The 14,725-nt window shown below is 43.6% G+C and carries 19 protein-coding genes; 5 read left to right on the top strand and 14 right to left on the bottom strand.

Going from position 1 to position 14,725, the window contains the following annotated elements:
- The first annotated feature begins 2 nt into the window (after positions 1–2).
- Positions 3–482, top strand: coding sequence for a pantetheine-phosphate adenylyltransferase (coaD, locus tag AC2VOY_RS07580; RefSeq protein ID WP_491833049.1), 480 nt, complete (start codon positions 3–5; stop codon positions 480–482).
- A 77-nt stretch (positions 483–559) separates the two neighbouring features.
- On the opposite strand, the gene mutM is transcribed toward coaD, so the two are convergent.
- From mutM to radC, 4 genes are all read right to left on the bottom strand, one after another.
- Complete coding sequence (mutM, locus tag AC2VOY_RS07575) at positions 560–1,390, bottom strand: bifunctional DNA-formamidopyrimidine glycosylase/DNA-(apurinic or apyrimidinic site) lyase (RefSeq protein WP_491830707.1); 831 nt, start codon at positions 1,388–1,390, stop codon at positions 560–562.
- Positions 1,391–1,583: 193 nt separating this feature from the next.
- Entirely contained in the window at positions 1,584–1,751 is a 168-nt protein-coding gene (gene rpmG / locus AC2VOY_RS07570; RefSeq protein WP_002535344.1) for a 50S ribosomal protein L33, read from the bottom strand.
- Between the two features lie 13 nt (positions 1,752–1,764).
- Positions 1,765–2,001, bottom strand: a complete 237-nt coding sequence (gene rpmB, locus AC2VOY_RS07565; RefSeq protein WP_004728407.1) for a 50S ribosomal protein L28 — start codon at positions 1,999–2,001, stop codon at positions 1,765–1,767.
- 502 nt (positions 2,002–2,503) lie between these two features.
- Positions 2,504–3,238: a RadC family protein gene (gene radC / locus AC2VOY_RS07560; protein WP_491830705.1), complete on the bottom strand. Its 735-nt coding sequence runs from the start codon at positions 3,236–3,238 to the stop codon at positions 2,504–2,506.
- A 398-nt stretch (positions 3,239–3,636) separates the two neighbouring features.
- Here radC and coaBC point away from each other — a divergent pair, with 398 nt between their 5' ends.
- The 4 genes from coaBC to lpxL all read left to right on the top strand — a co-directional run bounded on the left by coaBC (position 3,637) and on the right by lpxL (position 7,228).
- The gene (gene coaBC, locus AC2VOY_RS07555) at positions 3,637–4,917 is read left to right on the top strand and encodes a bifunctional phosphopantothenoylcysteine decarboxylase/phosphopantothenate--cysteine ligase CoaBC (protein WP_491830703.1); all 1,281 of its coding nucleotides are present in this window, start codon (positions 3,637–3,639) and stop codon (positions 4,915–4,917) included.
- A gap of 147 nt (positions 4,918–5,064) precedes the next feature.
- Entirely contained in the window at positions 5,065–5,535 is a 471-nt protein-coding gene (dut, locus tag AC2VOY_RS07550) for a dUTP diphosphatase (RefSeq protein WP_491830701.1), read from the top strand.
- A gap of 77 nt (positions 5,536–5,612) precedes the next feature.
- Positions 5,613–6,203, top strand: coding sequence for a nucleoid occlusion factor SlmA (gene slmA / locus AC2VOY_RS07545; RefSeq protein WP_491830700.1), 591 nt, complete (start codon positions 5,613–5,615; stop codon positions 6,201–6,203).
- A 38-nt stretch (positions 6,204–6,241) separates the two neighbouring features.
- Positions 6,242–7,228 (top strand): LpxL/LpxP family Kdo(2)-lipid IV(A) lauroyl/palmitoleoyl acyltransferase, encoded by a 987-nt coding sequence (gene lpxL / locus AC2VOY_RS07540; RefSeq protein WP_491830698.1) that lies wholly within the window; start codon positions 6,242–6,244, stop codon positions 7,226–7,228.
- On the opposite strand, the gene cysQ is transcribed toward lpxL, so the two are convergent.
- The 10 genes from cysQ to gspG all read right to left on the bottom strand — a co-directional run bounded on the left by cysQ (position 7,152) and on the right by gspG (position 14,669).
- A complete protein-coding gene (cysQ, locus tag AC2VOY_RS07535) occupies positions 7,152–8,000 on the bottom strand; it encodes a 3'(2'),5'-bisphosphate nucleotidase CysQ (RefSeq protein ID WP_491830696.1) in 849 nt (282 codons plus the stop codon). The genes lpxL and cysQ overlap by 77 nt on opposite strands.
- Before the next feature lie 173 nt (positions 8,001–8,173).
- On the bottom strand, positions 8,174–8,725 hold the full coding sequence (gene nudE / locus AC2VOY_RS07530) for an ADP compounds hydrolase NudE (RefSeq protein WP_491830694.1): 552 nt from the start codon (positions 8,723–8,725) through the stop codon (positions 8,174–8,176).
- 20 nt (positions 8,726–8,745) lie between these two features.
- The gene (locus AC2VOY_RS07525) at positions 8,746–9,531 is read right to left on the bottom strand and encodes a type II secretion system protein N (protein WP_491830692.1); all 786 of its coding nucleotides are present in this window, start codon (positions 9,529–9,531) and stop codon (positions 8,746–8,748) included.
- A 1-nt stretch (position 9,532) separates the two neighbouring features.
- A complete protein-coding gene (locus tag AC2VOY_RS07520) occupies positions 9,533–10,018 on the bottom strand; it encodes a type II secretion system protein M (RefSeq protein WP_491830691.1) in 486 nt (161 codons plus the stop codon).
- A gap of 6 nt (positions 10,019–10,024) precedes the next feature.
- Positions 10,025–11,410: a type II secretion system protein GspL gene (gene gspL, locus AC2VOY_RS07515; RefSeq protein ID WP_491830690.1), complete on the bottom strand. Its 1,386-nt coding sequence runs from the start codon at positions 11,408–11,410 to the stop codon at positions 10,025–10,027.
- The gene (gspK, locus tag AC2VOY_RS07510) at positions 11,376–12,428 is read right to left on the bottom strand and encodes a type II secretion system minor pseudopilin GspK (protein WP_491830689.1); all 1,053 of its coding nucleotides are present in this window, start codon (positions 12,426–12,428) and stop codon (positions 11,376–11,378) included. The genes gspL and gspK overlap by 35 nt, the downstream gene beginning before the upstream one ends.
- The gene (gene gspJ / locus AC2VOY_RS07505) at positions 12,403–13,092 is read right to left on the bottom strand and encodes a type II secretion system minor pseudopilin GspJ (protein WP_491830687.1); all 690 of its coding nucleotides are present in this window, start codon (positions 13,090–13,092) and stop codon (positions 12,403–12,405) included. Before gspJ ends, gspK begins: the two co-directional genes overlap by 26 nt.
- Positions 13,076–13,450, bottom strand: coding sequence for a type II secretion system minor pseudopilin GspI (gene gspI, locus AC2VOY_RS07500; protein ID WP_491830685.1), 375 nt, complete (start codon positions 13,448–13,450; stop codon positions 13,076–13,078). Before gspI ends, gspJ begins: the two co-directional genes overlap by 17 nt.
- Positions 13,447–14,061 (bottom strand): type II secretion system minor pseudopilin GspH, encoded by a 615-nt coding sequence (gspH, locus tag AC2VOY_RS07495; protein WP_491830684.1) that lies wholly within the window; start codon positions 14,059–14,061, stop codon positions 13,447–13,449. The genes gspI and gspH overlap by 4 nt, the downstream gene beginning before the upstream one ends.
- Before the next feature lie 158 nt (positions 14,062–14,219).
- Complete coding sequence (gene gspG, locus AC2VOY_RS07490; RefSeq protein ID WP_491833047.1) at positions 14,220–14,669, bottom strand: type II secretion system major pseudopilin GspG; 450 nt, start codon at positions 14,667–14,669, stop codon at positions 14,220–14,222.
- Positions 14,670–14,725 lie beyond the last annotated feature (56 nt).

Raw genomic sequence — 14,725 nt, 5'->3', positions numbered from 1 at the left:
AAATTAAAACCAAGGCGATATATCCGGGCACTTTTGATCCTATCACCAATGGTCACTTTGATTTAATTAAACGCAGTGCGCGCCTATTTGATGAGGTCGTGATTGCAGTGGCAGCAAGCCCAAGCAAAAAGACTTTATTTAGCTTAGATGAACGCGTAGAAATGGTCACTGAGGTCTGTAAAGACTATCCGAATGTCAGCGTGGCAGGCTTTTCTGGCCTCTTGGTTGATTTTGCCAAAGCGCATCAAAGCGATATTTTGATCCGCGGCTTGCGCACCACAGTGGATTATGAATATGAGTTTGGCTTAACCAGTATGTATAAAAAACTCATGCCTGAGCTTGAAAGTGTATTTCTCACCCCAAGCGAAGAATTTGCATTTTTATCTTCGACCATAGTGCGCGAAGTAGCGCTCCACGGCGGCCAAGTAGATCAATTCCTGCACCCTTATGTAGCGAAAAAGGTTTACGCTAAATTTGCTTAAATCGATAACGCCCTAAGTATATAAATCTATCATTAGGGCGACGCATCGATTAAACAAACTTGTGGCTTCAACGTTATCTATTTTGAAGTATCTAGATTCAATTTCTGACATTTTGGACAATAAAACGTATTGCGTTGCCCTATCACCACAGATTCAATCTCTTTTTGGCACTTGAGGCATTTTTGCCCTGCCCTGCCATACACATTCAGCTCTTGAGCAAAATAACCCGGCTTACCATCGGCTTGGCTAAAGTCTTTCAAAGTTGTGCCACCTTGCGTAATCGCTTTAGCTAACACTTCCTTAATAATTCCAACTAATTGCGTAAGCTTTCGGGCTGATACTTGATTTGCTGGCGTTTGCGGATGAATTTTAGCTAAAAATAGCGACTCGCAGGCATAGATGTTGCCCACCCCAACCACAACTTTATTATCCATGATCACTTGCTTGATGCTAGATTTACGCTTCGCGCTAGCTTCTTTTAGATGCTTAGGATTAAACTCATCAGTAAGCGGCTCAGGGCCAAGATGCGCCATCACAGCGTGAGACTCTTGCGGCTTTGTCCACAGCCAAGCACCAAAACGCCTTGGGTCATGATAACGCAAGCAGACGCCATTTCTTAAAACGAGATCAACATGATCATGCTTTGCTGGCTCAAGATACGCTTCTAAAATGCGCAAATGCCCAGACATTCCAAGATGGATGATTGCATTACCTTTGGCGGTTTCAATGATCAAATATTTCGCTCGGCGGCGGATCTTAAGGATCTTCTCGCCTTCAAGTTGATGCAGCTCACTTGGCACTTGCCAACGCAGTTTAGTCTGGCGAATTAAAATCTTATCTATGATTTGGCCTTCGAGATGAGGCGTGATACCTAGGCGGCTAACTTCGACTTCGGGTAACTCTGGCATATATATCCTTGGGCAATAGTCTTTATCCTTGAAGCTCCACAGTGTGAACTTCTATGATTGTGAGTATATTCCAACGAAGCAAAGTGTAAGTCAATCTTGAAAGGGGAAAATGAAAGCGCTAAAAATTGCAGATATAAAAAAACCCAACTGATAAATCAGTCGGGCTTTTAATTTGTCAAAGAGGAGAAATCAATTACTTGATTTTAGCTTCTTTGTACATAACGTGCTGGCGAACTACAGGATCAAATTTCTTGATCTCGAATTTACCTGGCATGTTACGCTTGTTTTTATCAGTTGTGTAGAAGTGACCAGTTCCAGCAGAAGATACTAGACGGATTTTCTCACGAATGCCTTTAGCCATTGCTTAATTCCTCTTATACGTTCTCGCCACGAGCACGGATATCAACAAGAACAGCATCGATGCCTTTCTTATCAATAATACGCATACCCTTAGCGGTTAGACGTAGTTTAACAAAGCGTTTTTCGCTTTCTACCCAGAAACGATGAGTTTGTAGGTTCGGCAGAAAACGACGCTTGGTAGCATTTCGTGCGTGTGAACGGTTGTTACCCGTTACAGGACGCTTACCAGTTACTTGGCATACTCGGGACATGAATGTCTTCTCCAAATCGTTTCAGCTCGATATCACCTTGGTGCAAAATTGCACAGGAAGAACCATTCAAGGCTATCAAAGGTCGCGCATTATACTAACTTGAAGCGAATTGCTCAAGACCTGTACGGATCCTTTTTTAATAAAATCGAGATCTTTTTTAACTGCGCAGCTTTTTTTGAATAAATGAGCTGATGTTAGGTTCTAAATTAGTCGGCAGATGATACCAGAAATTGGCTAAGGTACAACCTCTATTATGGTCAAAAATTCAATTGACGCCCAATTTCTTGAATCAAATGCATATAATTCATCAAAACTATATTATAACACATTGAAAATATAAGGTTTGATCTTATTTGAAGCTTTATCAAGAAATTTTAATTTTTTTAGCAAGGCTTGTTCAAGCAGCAATATCCGAACTTCTTCATTCAAAGAAAATATTTTTTGAAAAATTTTACAAAAAATACTCTTAAATTGCCTTCATTCTAGATTTCAGCCCAAAAATCTATATCCAACCACGCTCAGCAAAGGAAACTACGCAGCAATCGCCGACCACAAAGTGATCCAAAACGCGTACATCAATTAGATTTGCTGCATCCACTAAACGCTTGGTGATCCTTTTATCCGCCTCACTTGGCTCAGCCACCCCAGATGGATGATTATGCGCAAACATTAAGGCTGCAGCGTTATGTTTAACAGCTTGCTTAATCACCTCTCTTGGGTAAATACTTGCCGCATCAATCGTGCCTTCAAATAATATCTCTTGGCTAATTAAGCGATGTTGAGAATCGAGATACATCACCAAAAAGACTTCACGCTGGCGATCTTGCAGATGGCTGAGTAAATAATCTTTAGTTTGCCTTGGTGAGGTGAGCACATTACCTTTCTCAAGCGACTCAAGCAAAGTGCGCCGACTGAGCTCTGACATCGCCTGAAGCAGAGCATAACTTGCCCCGCCAAGCCCTTTATGGGCGCAAAGATCTTCTTGCGATGCGGTGAAGATCTTACGCAAGGATCCAAAGGATTGAAGCAGCGATTGTGCAAGACTCAGTACATTCATCCCTGATACGCCAGTACGCAGAACAATGGCTAAGAGTTCAACGTCTGACAAACTGCTTGCGCCATAAGTTAAAAGCTTTTCTCTGGGACGAAGATCTTTGGGGAGTAAAGTCAGCGCTTGGGAGTTAACATTCTTGGCTGGGGTTTCTTTTTGCGGATCTTGAGATTCTGGATTGAACATCGAAAGCGCTCCTTAGATAATAAATAACCTTTTAAGCAAAGCAAAGCCTGTGATGCTCTTCCATTCACACATAATTTTTTAATTAAAAATCTTAAAATTGAAACAAGCCAAGGTTAGTTTTATCTGACTAGGGGGAATCACTTATAAGAATATGTGACTAGGTCGAAGCAGCGCCGTTAACGCAGCTGTCGCTTCAAATATGCAGACGACTCCCAAAATAGTTGGAGAGACAGCAAGGCAACAAGATGATGAGAGCCTAGGAGCATATAAGAATATGTGACTAGGTCGAAGCAGCGCAGTTAACGCAGCTGTCGCTTCAAATATGCAGGGAGAGATATACCCAAAAGAACTAAGTCTATGATAAAGTCAGCTAAGTATTTTTTTATAGAGACGAAACAATGAGCCTGACAACTTCTTCTCATGATTCACAACATTCGAGTGCATCGCCTTCTAGCATTGCGCAAACTTTAGCGGGGAAAAACATCCTGCTCGGTATCTCTGGTGGGATTGCGGCTTATAAATGCGCTGATTTGACGCGCAGATTGATTGAGCGTGGTGCTAAGGTGCAAGTCGTGATGACGCCTGCTGCGAAAGAATTTATTACACCTTTAACGATGCAAGCGGTTTCAGGAAGCCCTGTTTCGGATAGTCTGCTTGATTCTAGCGCTGAGGCCTCTATGGGGCACATTGAATTGGCAAAATGGGCTGATCTTATCTTGCTTGCTCCTGCCACTGCTGACTTAATTGCACGGGTTCGTGCGGGGATGGGTAATGATTTACTGACTACTTTAGTGCTTGCCTCTGATGCACCGGTTGCTGTCGCGCCTGCGATGAACCAGCAAATGTATGCCAATCCTGCGACGCAAGAAAATATTCAAGTATTGGCTGCGCGTCAGATGATGATTTGGGGCCCTGGCGCTGGCGTGCAAGCTTGTGGCGATGTAGGTGCGGGCCGCATGCTTGAGCCCATGCAGTTAGTGGCACATTGTGAAGAATTTTTCACGCCACAAGCACAAATCTTGCAAGGCTTAAAGTTAACTGTGACCGCAGGCCCGACCCGTGAGGCGATCGATCCTGTGCGTTATATTTCTAACCATAGCTCGGGAAAAATGGGTTACTCGATTGCCAAAGCTGCGCTTGATTTAGGCGCGAAGGTGACTTTAATCTCAGGGCCAGTCACTATTAGCGCGCCACAAGGCGTGAATTTAATTCAAGTTGAAAGCGCTGAGCAAATGCATCAAGCCGCCCTTGAATGCGCCACAAGCCAAGATATATTTATTGGTTGCGCTGCGGTGGCAGATTATCGCGTAGCACAGATTGCAGAGCAAAAAATCAAGAAAACTGAAGATAATGATGCCATGCGCATTGAACTGGTGAAAAATCCAGACATTATTGCCTCTGTTGCAGGGCTAACCGAGCAGCGTCCGTTTACTGTTGGCTTTGCCGCAGAAACCCAAGACCTTGCCCATTATGCGAAGAGCAAATTGGCAAAGAAAAACCTTGATTTTATCTGCGCCAATGATGTGTCCGTGGCAGGTTTAGGCTTTAATAGCTCAGATAATGCCTTGCATCTATACTGGCCAAATGGTGATAAAGCGCTGGCCGTAAGCAGCAAAGAAAAACTTGCTTATCAACTACTTGAGGAAGTTTTTGCACAGTATCAAGCAAAACTAAGTTAAAACGGCACACACGACACGAAAATATGGCTAAGATTTAGCGTGAAAATAAGCGAGAAATCTACAGCCATATTTTAATGATTTGGGTATAATTGCCCTCTCGAGCAACAGCTCTGCCTTCTTACATATTGAGTAAACTGGATTTTTACCATGACACAAAATACAAATCTTGCTATCGACGTTAAGATTCTTGACGCTCGCATTGGCACGGACTTTCCTTTGCCAAATTATGCAACGCCAGGCTCTGCGGGCCTAGATTTACGTGCTTGTTTAGAGCAAAGCCTTACTATTGCACCGGGTGAAACTCACTTGATCCCAACAGGTCTTGCGATTCATATTGGCGATCCTAGCCTTGCTGCTGTGATTTTACCTCGCTCTGGTCTTGGACATAAGCATGGCATCGTTTTAGGTAACTTGGTTGGTCTTATCGATTCAGACTATCAAGGTCAATTAATGGTTTCGGTTTGGAACCGAGGTCAAGACAGCTTTACCATTGAAATTGGCGATCGCATCGCACAGCTTGTCTTTGTCCCTGTGGTACAAGCTCAATTTAATATTGTCGAAGATTTTGATACAAGTGAACGTGGTGAAGGTGGCTTTGGTCACTCTGGACGCAGCTAGTAGTTTTATCTTGTCGAAAAAGGATTAATTTTCATAGAATAACCACTTAACCATCATAATGAATAAGGAAATACCGCATGGCCGGTTCACGTAAACCTAATCGTCGTGACGAAATTCTTCAAGCGCTTGCGCACATGCTAGAGTCTACGGATGGAGCTTCTCGCATAACCACAGCTAAATTGGCTAAACAGGTCGGCGTTTCTGAAGCTGCGCTGTATCGTCACTTTCCAAGTAAAGCTCGTATGTTTGAAGGCTTAATTGAATTTATCGAAGAGTCTTCATTTGGTTATATGAATCGTATTTTAGAAAACGAAACAGATACCATTACGCGCGTGCGCGCTTTGATGCACTTCTTGTTGACATTTGCAGAGAAAAACCCAGGTTTAGCCCGCATTATGTCAGGACATGCACTAATGTTTGAAAATGATCGTCTACGTATTCGTATCAATCAATTATTCGAACGTATCGAAGTTCAGCTCAAACAAGTTCTACGCGAGCGTAAAATTCGCGAGCAACAAGGCTTTCCTGTGGATGAACGCATCCTTGCTGCGCAGCTTGTAAGTCTGTATGAAGGTAAACTCAATCGTTTTGTTCGTTCAAATTTTAAATACCTTCCAACAGAAGACTTTGATACTCAATGGCAACTATTTGAATCGCAAATTATCTAGCCCGAATCAAAGTTCATAGCTAATTTTTGGATAAGCCAATGATAACTAAAGAAGAAAACCTCACAAAACACCAAGCACCAGTGCTAACTCTTGCCCTCTTCCACCCTAAATATTGGGGTATATGGCTTGGTTTTGCGCTTGTTGCCATCTTAACCAATATCTTGCCGTATAAGGTGCAATATTGGCTAGGACGCGGCTTTGGTAAGCTATCTATGTCTTTTGCTAAAGATCGCGTGCATGTTGCAAGACGCAATTTAGAGTTGAGTTTTCCGGATATGCCAAGTGAGGAGCGCGAACGTATCGTTGAGGAAAACTTCAAAAATACAGGTTTCGCTATTTTCGAATCGGCCATTGCTTGGTTTTGGCCTGATTGGCGTCTAAAACGTATCCTTGATACACATAATATAGAACGTATGCTTAAAGTAGATAAGGATAACCGTGGTTGCCTCATCTCTGCTGTGCATGCGTTAAACCTTGAAATTGCAGCCCGTGCTTGTGCTTTATACTCACCGGGTTATGGCGTATATCGCCCGCATAAAAACCCAGCATATAACTTTATTCAGCACTGGGGCCGCACTCGTAACGGTAACATTATGGTCGATCGTAACGATGCAAAAGGTATGATCAAGATTTTACGTAAAGGCTACAAATTGTTTTATTTACCAGACCACGACTATGGTGATCGTAATACAGAGTTTGCGCCTTTCTTTGCGGTAGAAGAAGCGAGCACCACCATCGGCACCAGCATTTTAGTCAATGCGAGCAAATGCGTGATATTGCCGATTACGAGTTTTCGTGAAAATGGCCGCTATCAGCTAAAAATCTGGGAAGATATCAGCCCAGACTTTCCGTATAAAGATACCAAAGGCGCCGCCGCTTATATGAATAAAACGGTTGAGAAGCAAATCCTTGAGGGGATCACCCAATGGATGTGGTTACACAAACGCTTTAAGACAATGCCCGATGGTCAACGCAAGGGCTCAAGATATTCTGCCAATCCAGATCAACATCACCCAGCACAATAAAGTTGGGGTTCTCTAAGGTTTCCCTTAGGTTGTAAGACAAAGGCTCAAGTTGGGTGGATAAAATACGTCCACCCGCTTCTTGCACTATGCACTGAGTCGCTGCTGTATCCCACTCCCCTGTCGGCCCTAGACGCAAGTAACAATCCACTGCGCCTTCTGCAACCAAGCAAGACTTCAATGCTGCACTGCCTAGCGGCACTAGCTCATAATTACGCTCAGGGATTAATTGACTGGTGATTCGGTCGATATCTTGCCTACGGCTAATTGCAATCGAAATCGACTCATGATCAGATTGATGTTTATGGCTATGAATGCGGATACTATCGCCCATTTCTGGGATTTTCCATGCACCTTTGTCCAAATAAGCAAAGTAAGTCACGCCTGAAACTGGTGCATACACCACGCCCATTACAGGTTGATTATATTCAACAAGCGCAATCACAGTAGCAAAGTCACCACTGCGCGCAATAAACTCTTGAGTGCCATCAAGTGGATCGACTAGCCAATATCTATCCCATTGATTACGCTCGGCTAAATCTATGTCTGCATCTTCTTCTGAGAGAATTGGGATATTTGGGGTCAGCTCACTTAAACCTTGAACGATCATCTTGTGCGCAGCATAGTCAGCAGTCGTCACCGGCGTATCATCTTCTTTGGTATAAGCGGTATAGTCTTTATTTTGATAAATAGAAAGAATGCATTGACCTGCCTTGCGGGCAAGCTCTATCACTTGAGGGATCAGATGGGAGAGATCTTGACGTGACTGGCTCATAATTATCATCCTTCATTTTTATCTTTGAAATCTTAGTTTTATATAAAAATGAATATTATACAAGAGCAGTCTACTGGGTATTTCTCACAAGCCTTGGGCATATCTCATTTTCTCTTGTTATCCGTAAGATTTTAAGTAGAAAATAAAATAGCCCAATCAGCAGCGGCATCGGGTTAAGCTAAATAGCGTAAAGCAAAAGTCAGCGCCGTAATACTGCGAGACTCTTCAAAGTCTGCATGCGTATACAGCTCCTCGGCTTGTGCAAGTGGCCAACGCACCACCTCTAACGGCTCTGGCTCATCACCGATAAGCTGTTCATCATATAAGTCTTGGGCGAGATAAATCATCATCTTGCTTGAGAAATAGCTCGGCGCTAAAACGACTTCCTTTAATGGTGTAAGCTGCTTCGCACCTTTACCAATTTCTTCTTTTAGTTCGCGGTTAGCCGCTTCAATAGGTGCTTCACCTTGATCAACCAAGCCTTTTGGAAAACCCAGTTCATAACGCTCAGTCGCAGCGCCATATTCACGGATAAGTAGCAAGTCCCCTTCTTTGGTCACAGGCACGACCATCACGCCTTGGCGCTTCGAAGGTTTCATACGCTCATAAATTCTGCGTTCACCGTTAGAAAACTCAAGATCAAGCGACTCAATGGTGAACAGCTTAGATTGTGCCACCACTTTTTTTTCCAAGATCTTAGGTGCGTTCGAAGTAGAATTTGCCATAATATAAACCTGTCTAAAAATTAAAATCGCCCCGTGAAATTAAACGGGTACTGACCTTGGTTATTCGCTTGACCAAGCCAAGAAAGCTGCTCATTCAAGCCTTGTGGAAACTCAGCTCCAGGCTTAAACCAAGCGCTCACTTGGTAGCTGCCGCGCATAGGGTTTGCCCCTGCTGGCTCGGCTTTAATATTAAAGTGACTACTTACTTGCGGATCATCTTGGCCACCAATTAATGTCAGTGTACTTGCCTCACAACTCACTTTTGCCGGAATACGCTCAACGGCTAAATCCCCCAAAGGGTTAATTACTCTCGGACGGACCCAGACAAGATCAGCTTGAGCACTATCACACCAAGGCGCAGCATAATTAAATTCTGGCATGCTAAGCTCTAATCTACCTTGCGCCGTCACAGGTATCGATTTTGGCAATTTAGCTAAATTCAATGCCGCTTGGGCTGGCATGCTTGCAATCACATCCGCTGCGTAAAGACCACCAAAACCAACGCCAATATTTGCTTTCGCAGTTAAGCCTAGTGAGCTTGTTTGACCTGATACTTTGACATTATATTCAATATTTGCAGTTAACAATTTAAGCGCCTGTAGATCCCATGATAGGCTGCCAACTTGTTGTTTGTCTACCTCAAGCCCTGCCGCTTGCCCCTTCCAAGGCGTGCCGCTTATCGCAGAAAGCTTCACCCCAGGTGCTTTAGGCAGCCATTGATATACCAAGCTAGCAGGAATATGAAGGATCAGGCTAACAAGAAAAATAACAATAAAACCAATTATATAGCTAAGTTTTAATTTCATCTTAGCCTCGCTCTAGTTGCAATCTGTCCACTTCAACCATACCTGGAGTATCGGATGCTTTGATATCTAAATATAAAACATTCAACCCTTGGTTGGTTTTTAGGTCATCAAGCCAATCGACTAAATTGTTAAAGGCGAGTGGCTGGACCCAGACTTGAACCATTTGATCGCGCGGTTGCATGCGCACTAATTCAACTCGATGGCGAGAGGCCGTGACCGAAATAATTTGGTTAAGCGGCTGATCTGACACCTTGCGCCCAACCCCACCTTGACGACGTAATGTGGTGATCGCATTGGCTTTTTCCACCACCCAAGAATTAAGTGCTTGCTCAGATCTTAGTTGATTATTCGCAAGTTCAATCTTGCTATTTAAAGGCTGATAAATAAGCCAATAAAAACAACCAATTAATAGAATAACACCAGCGGCTATCAGCATGCGACGTTCGCGTTGTGAGGTGCTGCTCCACCATTGTTTTAGTTCATTCATGCTGTCCTATCCACCCATCTCTGTTAGCGTATAACTACCAAACACTTTGTCATTACTACGGGTTAACTGGCCTTGCTCCACGGCAAAACTTTTAGCCAGTTCACTACGTAACTGCTCAAAAGGTTGGAAATCATCACCGACCGCCTGAATACTCAATTCACGGCGCTGACCGTCATATTTGACGCCTAAAACTTGCATGCTTGGCGCGGTTTTAAGTGCGGCCGGAATTTTTGCCACCCATGCCATCGCAGAGGCTGCACTTTCACCACCTGACATGGCCGCGAGTTCATTTTCCATTTCACGTTTTAAATAACTCACCGTTGGGATCTTGGTTCTCCCCGGTAGTGCAGCTCTAAAGATACGCTCATTTTCAGCTTTATAAGCTTGATATTGGTCTTGAACTTGATTAAGTGTCATCCATTTTTGGCCTAAGGTGACTGCAAATAAAACCCCAGCCGCAATCGCTACCTTACGCCAAGTAAGTAAGTGCTTACGCCATTGTGCTTGTGGTTTAAACTCACCAGTGAGCAAGTTTGTTTTCGATGCCACAGCTTGGGTTGCCAGTTGCGCTAAAGCAAGATTGGCATAGTCTGCTTGTTGCCACTTACCGGGTAACTCTTGCGACTTATCTGGCAAAGGACCGTAGCAATCAACTTTAATTAAACCCGCTTGTTCACCGTTTTCAGCTTGTTGATTTACATCTTCTGCAGCTAAGCTGTCATCCATTTCGCCTTCAACATCTAAGTCAGTTAAGGCAACTTTATCCCCTTCAGGCATCATCCAACCTGAGGATAAAAATAACCCTAACCACTGAGATTCAACGCTAGCAGCTTTAAACTCACCTTGACGTAACAGCCATTGATCGGCAACCTCAGATTGACTAAAAAATGGCATCGCTGAAACATGATCATCTTTAAAAGGGAGCGCCAGTGCATCAGGTAAGATTTTGCTTAAACCTATCCCCGCCGCTTTAAAGTCATCGAGCCAAGCTTTAAGCACATCTCGCTCCATGCTTGCAACAACGGCTTTATCAGCCGTTTTATTTAAAACGCTAAAGTGCATCTCATCAATATCTTGGGTCAGTAAGTCTTCCATTAAAAATGGCAACATGTTATCAAGCTGACGCGCCGCACCGGTTGGGATCTGCACTTGTGAAATCAACACTTGGCTCGTTGGCATTAAGGCGATGACTTGACGCACTGTATTACCCGATTGTTTTGAGCCAGGTGATGCTAGCGTACTTGATTGCGTATAATGGGCAAGATCTGCCAATGACGCACGCTCACTGATCTCACCAGAGGCGATCACATTTTTATCGATTTGAGACCAAACGAGCCAAGGAATTACTTGAGTTGGTTTATTGCTCAGTTTGACTATCAGAAACTCGTTCACGAACTCCTCCTAACTGGCGGCTAATAATTTGAATGTCTTGTTTGTCCGCGGTATACATAAGGCTCCTTAGCCTAACTCTGGATTCATCTACTAAAATATCTACATCTAGCTCGAAATATTGACTATCTACAGTTAAATAATTCTCAGCTTCGCTTTGTACTTGTGCATTGATGCTTGAAATTTGTGGCTCTGCACTAAAGGCTTCGATGCTATCCCAGCCATCATAAGGACGATCTTCAATTAAAGTGCGCGCATCATCTAAACTTAAATCTGGCTGATACAAGGCTTGCAGCACTATCGCTTGCTCAGGCTTTAAAGTATTCACATTAACCGACAGCTCTGTGTTTGGTAAAGCGCATAAAGCCGGTAATAAACGCTGCATCGCTGGCGCTGAAACCCCCATTACGGCGCGTAATTCGGTTTTGTCCACCAAGAGACCATTCGGCGCTTGATAAGCGGGTTGTAAAGCTTCATAACTACTTGATTCTACACCTGATTGAGATTGTGTTTGATCGTCGCTATCAACAAATTCCCATGCAGAATCAGCAGCCTGCTCGGCTTCATAACTATCGACCCCAGACTCTTCGAGCATATATTGCAGCACTTCTACTAAATATGGGCGTTCATTTGGTGTTTCAGGCTTACTCACCCCAGCTAAGGCGTTTAAGTTAAAGCAAGCTTGTGCATCACGCATTGAGCCGCGGGCGACCCCGTAATCAAGCGGATATTCTTGATTATCAATTGCCCATGCTTGGCTAAGGTTGACTGTATCTGAATCTTGTTCAAATGTTTCGCTCAAACCGACTTGTGCTAAGGACTCAACACCAATCGCATACCAATAAGCCTGCTGATGTGAAATCAGGTTTGTCGCACGATGAAATTGGCGTGACATACGCTCTGTCATGCTCGCAGCAAGGCCGGCAAGCACAGCTATAATTAGCAAGATAAAAATCAGTGCGACGCCTCTTTGTCGCTTACCCAGCGGTTGAGGTTTATGAGTCGTCTTGATCGTCATCATCTTGTCCTGTATCGGCGCTCGTATCTTGGTTTGGAATATCATAAATACGCTTGATATCGCCATAATCTTCAAGGCTTAAGGTCACCTCAAGCGCACGTGGCATCATCTCTTGAAACTTCCATTCATTGACCCAAGTAGTGCCGTTATAAAAACGAAAGCTCAGTTTTTCAACTTTATCTAAAATCGGTCGCACTAAAGGCTCAACGCCGGCCGGTGTATCTGGGTAGCGCCACCATACTCGCTCAAGCTGATCGGCTTTTAAACGATAACCGACTTTGAGCACATCCCCTCTTGGAAACGCAGATTCAGGGTTTTGCCAACCAAGACGGATAAATAATAGACCTTCGGTATCAGAATCTATGACTTGCTCACCTTGCAAGAGATATAGGCCTTCAGTTGCCTCACCTTCATGTACGAAGGTGCGTCCAACCATTTGTCGAAAATCGTTATCAAGCATGATCACTGCACGTTGCAGTGCTTGCATACGGTTCGTTTTCTCAAGCGAGATTTGATTGCTACGCTGAGTTTGGTTAAGCACCTGATAACCCGCGAGGCTGAGCGCTGCGAAAATGGTGATCGCAACCAAAACTTCGATTAAGCTAAAACCTTTATTTTTGGACTTATTTAGCCTTAAATCACTGTTTGGATTAGCTTGCTGGGACATAAGTTCTCACCGTTAGTACTTCTTGCTTACGGCTCGGATCTAAGCCCACTGTCACATCCACAGCGCGAACATAATCCAATGCTGTTTTTATCGGTGTGATCGTCCAATACCAAGTTTGACCTGCCATTTCTTCTTCGCCACGCAGCTCGCTTTTCGGGGCGCTATCTTCGAGTTGAAGTAAGGCTAATTGGTTATCAACCACCATGCTGGCAAATGTTTTTTCTTCTAAATAGCTCAAGGTTTGAATATGCATGCCCACGGCGCGAAAAATACTCAATGCTGCGGTTGCAAATATGGCTAATGCAACCAAGACTTCAAGGAGTGTCATGCCTTGTTGCGGCTTAATCTGAGACTTCATTTATTCTCTCCATCAAGCTCAGGATCTTCTTCATCTGGCGCAAGTAAATAAATAAGCCCAGATTCAGCAATCAAAACTCGCCACTGCTCAGGGCCACTTTGGCCTGATTCGTTAAAAGCAATTCGCACTGGCGTGATTTCGCCACTTGAAAGCACATAAATTTGTGGCGGCTTGGCTTTTTTTTCTTCTTCGTCTTCAAACTTGCTTTCTTCAAATAAATCACCTGGGTTAAATAAACTTTCGTTATCTTCCCAAGCTTTACCACCAAGTTCATATTCGTAGCTAAGCCCGCCATCTAATTCAACAGGGTGATAGAATTTGTTTTCTTCTGGGATTTCGTCCCAACCTTCTTGGCCGAGCAGCATAAATGTATATGCTTTCCCTGATTGTTCGTTTTCATCTAAACGTAGGCCGTAATCTCGGCCGTTTAGCATGGCATCATCACTGAGTAATTGCAGTTTGTGATAAAGCGCTGTGGCTTGCTCTTTGGCATCATCGTTATCAGATGCTGGCAAGGTTTGAACCACTAACATCGCCATCGTTGCCATAAGTACAACAACGAGCATGATTTCTAGTAATGTAAAGCCTGCTTGGCGTGCGAGTGGTTTCATAAGTATGTTCTGTGTTAAAAGCAAAAGACTCAATCTTCAAAGTCATGAATGCTACAGCAAGGCAGCAAGCAAGTGAGAGCCTAAAAGCATATAAGAATATATGATTAGGTCGAACGAGCGCAGCTAACACAGCTGTAGCTTTCAGGACAAAGAAGATTTTATTGGAAGTCTTGGATATTCCAATTCCCGATATCCTGATTCGCGCCTTCACCACCTTCTTGGTTGTCTGCGCCAAGGGTAAAGATATCAATTGAGCCTTTATCGCCAGGACTTAGGTATTGATAATCATAACCCCATGCATCTTTTGGTAGGCGTTTAATGTAACCACCGTCACGATATTTACGTGGCTCTGGGCTTGATGATGGTTTGCTTACAAGCGCTTCAAGACCTTGGTCTGTGGTTGGGTAGGTGCTGTTATCGAGTTTATACATATCGAGCGCATTTTCGATCGCTATGATGTCTGAAACTGATTTTTGTGTATCTGCTTTTTCTTTGTTTCCTAATAAGTTAGGCACAACTAAGCTTGCCAATACACCTAAGATCACGATTACAACCATTACTTCTAGCAAGGTGAAGCCGGATTGACGACCTTGTTGTCTTGATTGCATGTTTTGTTTGTGTTGTGTGTTCATTTTTACTCCAAAAAACAAAATATAAAATTAAC

This window comes from Vibrio sp. KMM 9700 (assembly GCF_058545285.1).
This window is presented reverse-complemented; position numbering and strand designations above follow the sequence as displayed.

What these genes read in the sequence shown, in the direction of transcription:
- mutM (WP_491830707.1), bottom strand. Translation starts at nt 1,390, where the DNA reads ATGCCAGAGTTACCCGAAGTCGAAGTTAGCCGCCTAGGTATCACGCCT.
- rpmG (WP_002535344.1), bottom strand. Translation starts at nt 1,751, where the DNA reads ATGGCTAAAGGCATTCGTGAGAAAATCCGTCTAGTATCTTCTGCTGGA.
- rpmB (WP_004728407.1), bottom strand. Translation starts at nt 2,001, where the DNA reads ATGTCCCGAGTATGCCAAGTAACTGGTAAGCGTCCTGTAACGGGTAAC.
- radC (WP_491830705.1), bottom strand. Translation starts at nt 3,238, where the DNA reads ATGTTCAATCCAGAATCTCAAGATCCGCAAAAAGAAACCCCAGCCAAG.
- coaBC (WP_491830703.1), top strand. Translation starts at nt 3,637, where the DNA reads ATGAGCCTGACAACTTCTTCTCATGATTCACAACATTCGAGTGCATCG.
- dut (WP_491830701.1), top strand. Translation starts at nt 5,065, where the DNA reads ATGACACAAAATACAAATCTTGCTATCGACGTTAAGATTCTTGACGCT.
- slmA (WP_491830700.1), top strand. Translation starts at nt 5,613, where the DNA reads ATGGCCGGTTCACGTAAACCTAATCGTCGTGACGAAATTCTTCAAGCG.
- lpxL (WP_491830698.1), top strand. Translation starts at nt 6,242, where the DNA reads ATGATAACTAAAGAAGAAAACCTCACAAAACACCAAGCACCAGTGCTA.
- cysQ (WP_491830696.1), bottom strand. Translation starts at nt 8,000, where the DNA reads ATGAGCCAGTCACGTCAAGATCTCTCCCATCTGATCCCTCAAGTGATA.
- nudE (WP_491830694.1), bottom strand. Translation starts at nt 8,725, where the DNA reads ATGGCAAATTCTACTTCGAACGCACCTAAGATCTTGGAAAAAAAAGTG.
- AC2VOY_RS07525 (WP_491830692.1), bottom strand. Translation starts at nt 9,531, where the DNA reads ATGAAATTAAAACTTAGCTATATAATTGGTTTTATTGTTATTTTTCTT.
- AC2VOY_RS07520 (WP_491830691.1), bottom strand. Translation starts at nt 10,018, where the DNA reads ATGAATGAACTAAAACAATGGTGGAGCAGCACCTCACAACGCGAACGT.
- gspK (WP_491830689.1), bottom strand. Translation starts at nt 12,428, where the DNA reads ATGATGACGATCAAGACGACTCATAAACCTCAACCGCTGGGTAAGCGA.
- gspJ (WP_491830687.1), bottom strand. Translation starts at nt 13,092, where the DNA reads ATGTCCCAGCAAGCTAATCCAAACAGTGATTTAAGGCTAAATAAGTCC.
- gspI (WP_491830685.1), bottom strand. Translation starts at nt 13,450, where the DNA reads ATGAAGTCTCAGATTAAGCCGCAACAAGGCATGACACTCCTTGAAGTC.
- gspH (WP_491830684.1), bottom strand. Translation starts at nt 14,061, where the DNA reads ATGAAACCACTCGCACGCCAAGCAGGCTTTACATTACTAGAAATCATG.
- gspG (WP_491833047.1), bottom strand. Translation starts at nt 14,669, where the DNA reads ATGCAATCAAGACAACAAGGTCGTCAATCCGGCTTCACCTTGCTAGAA.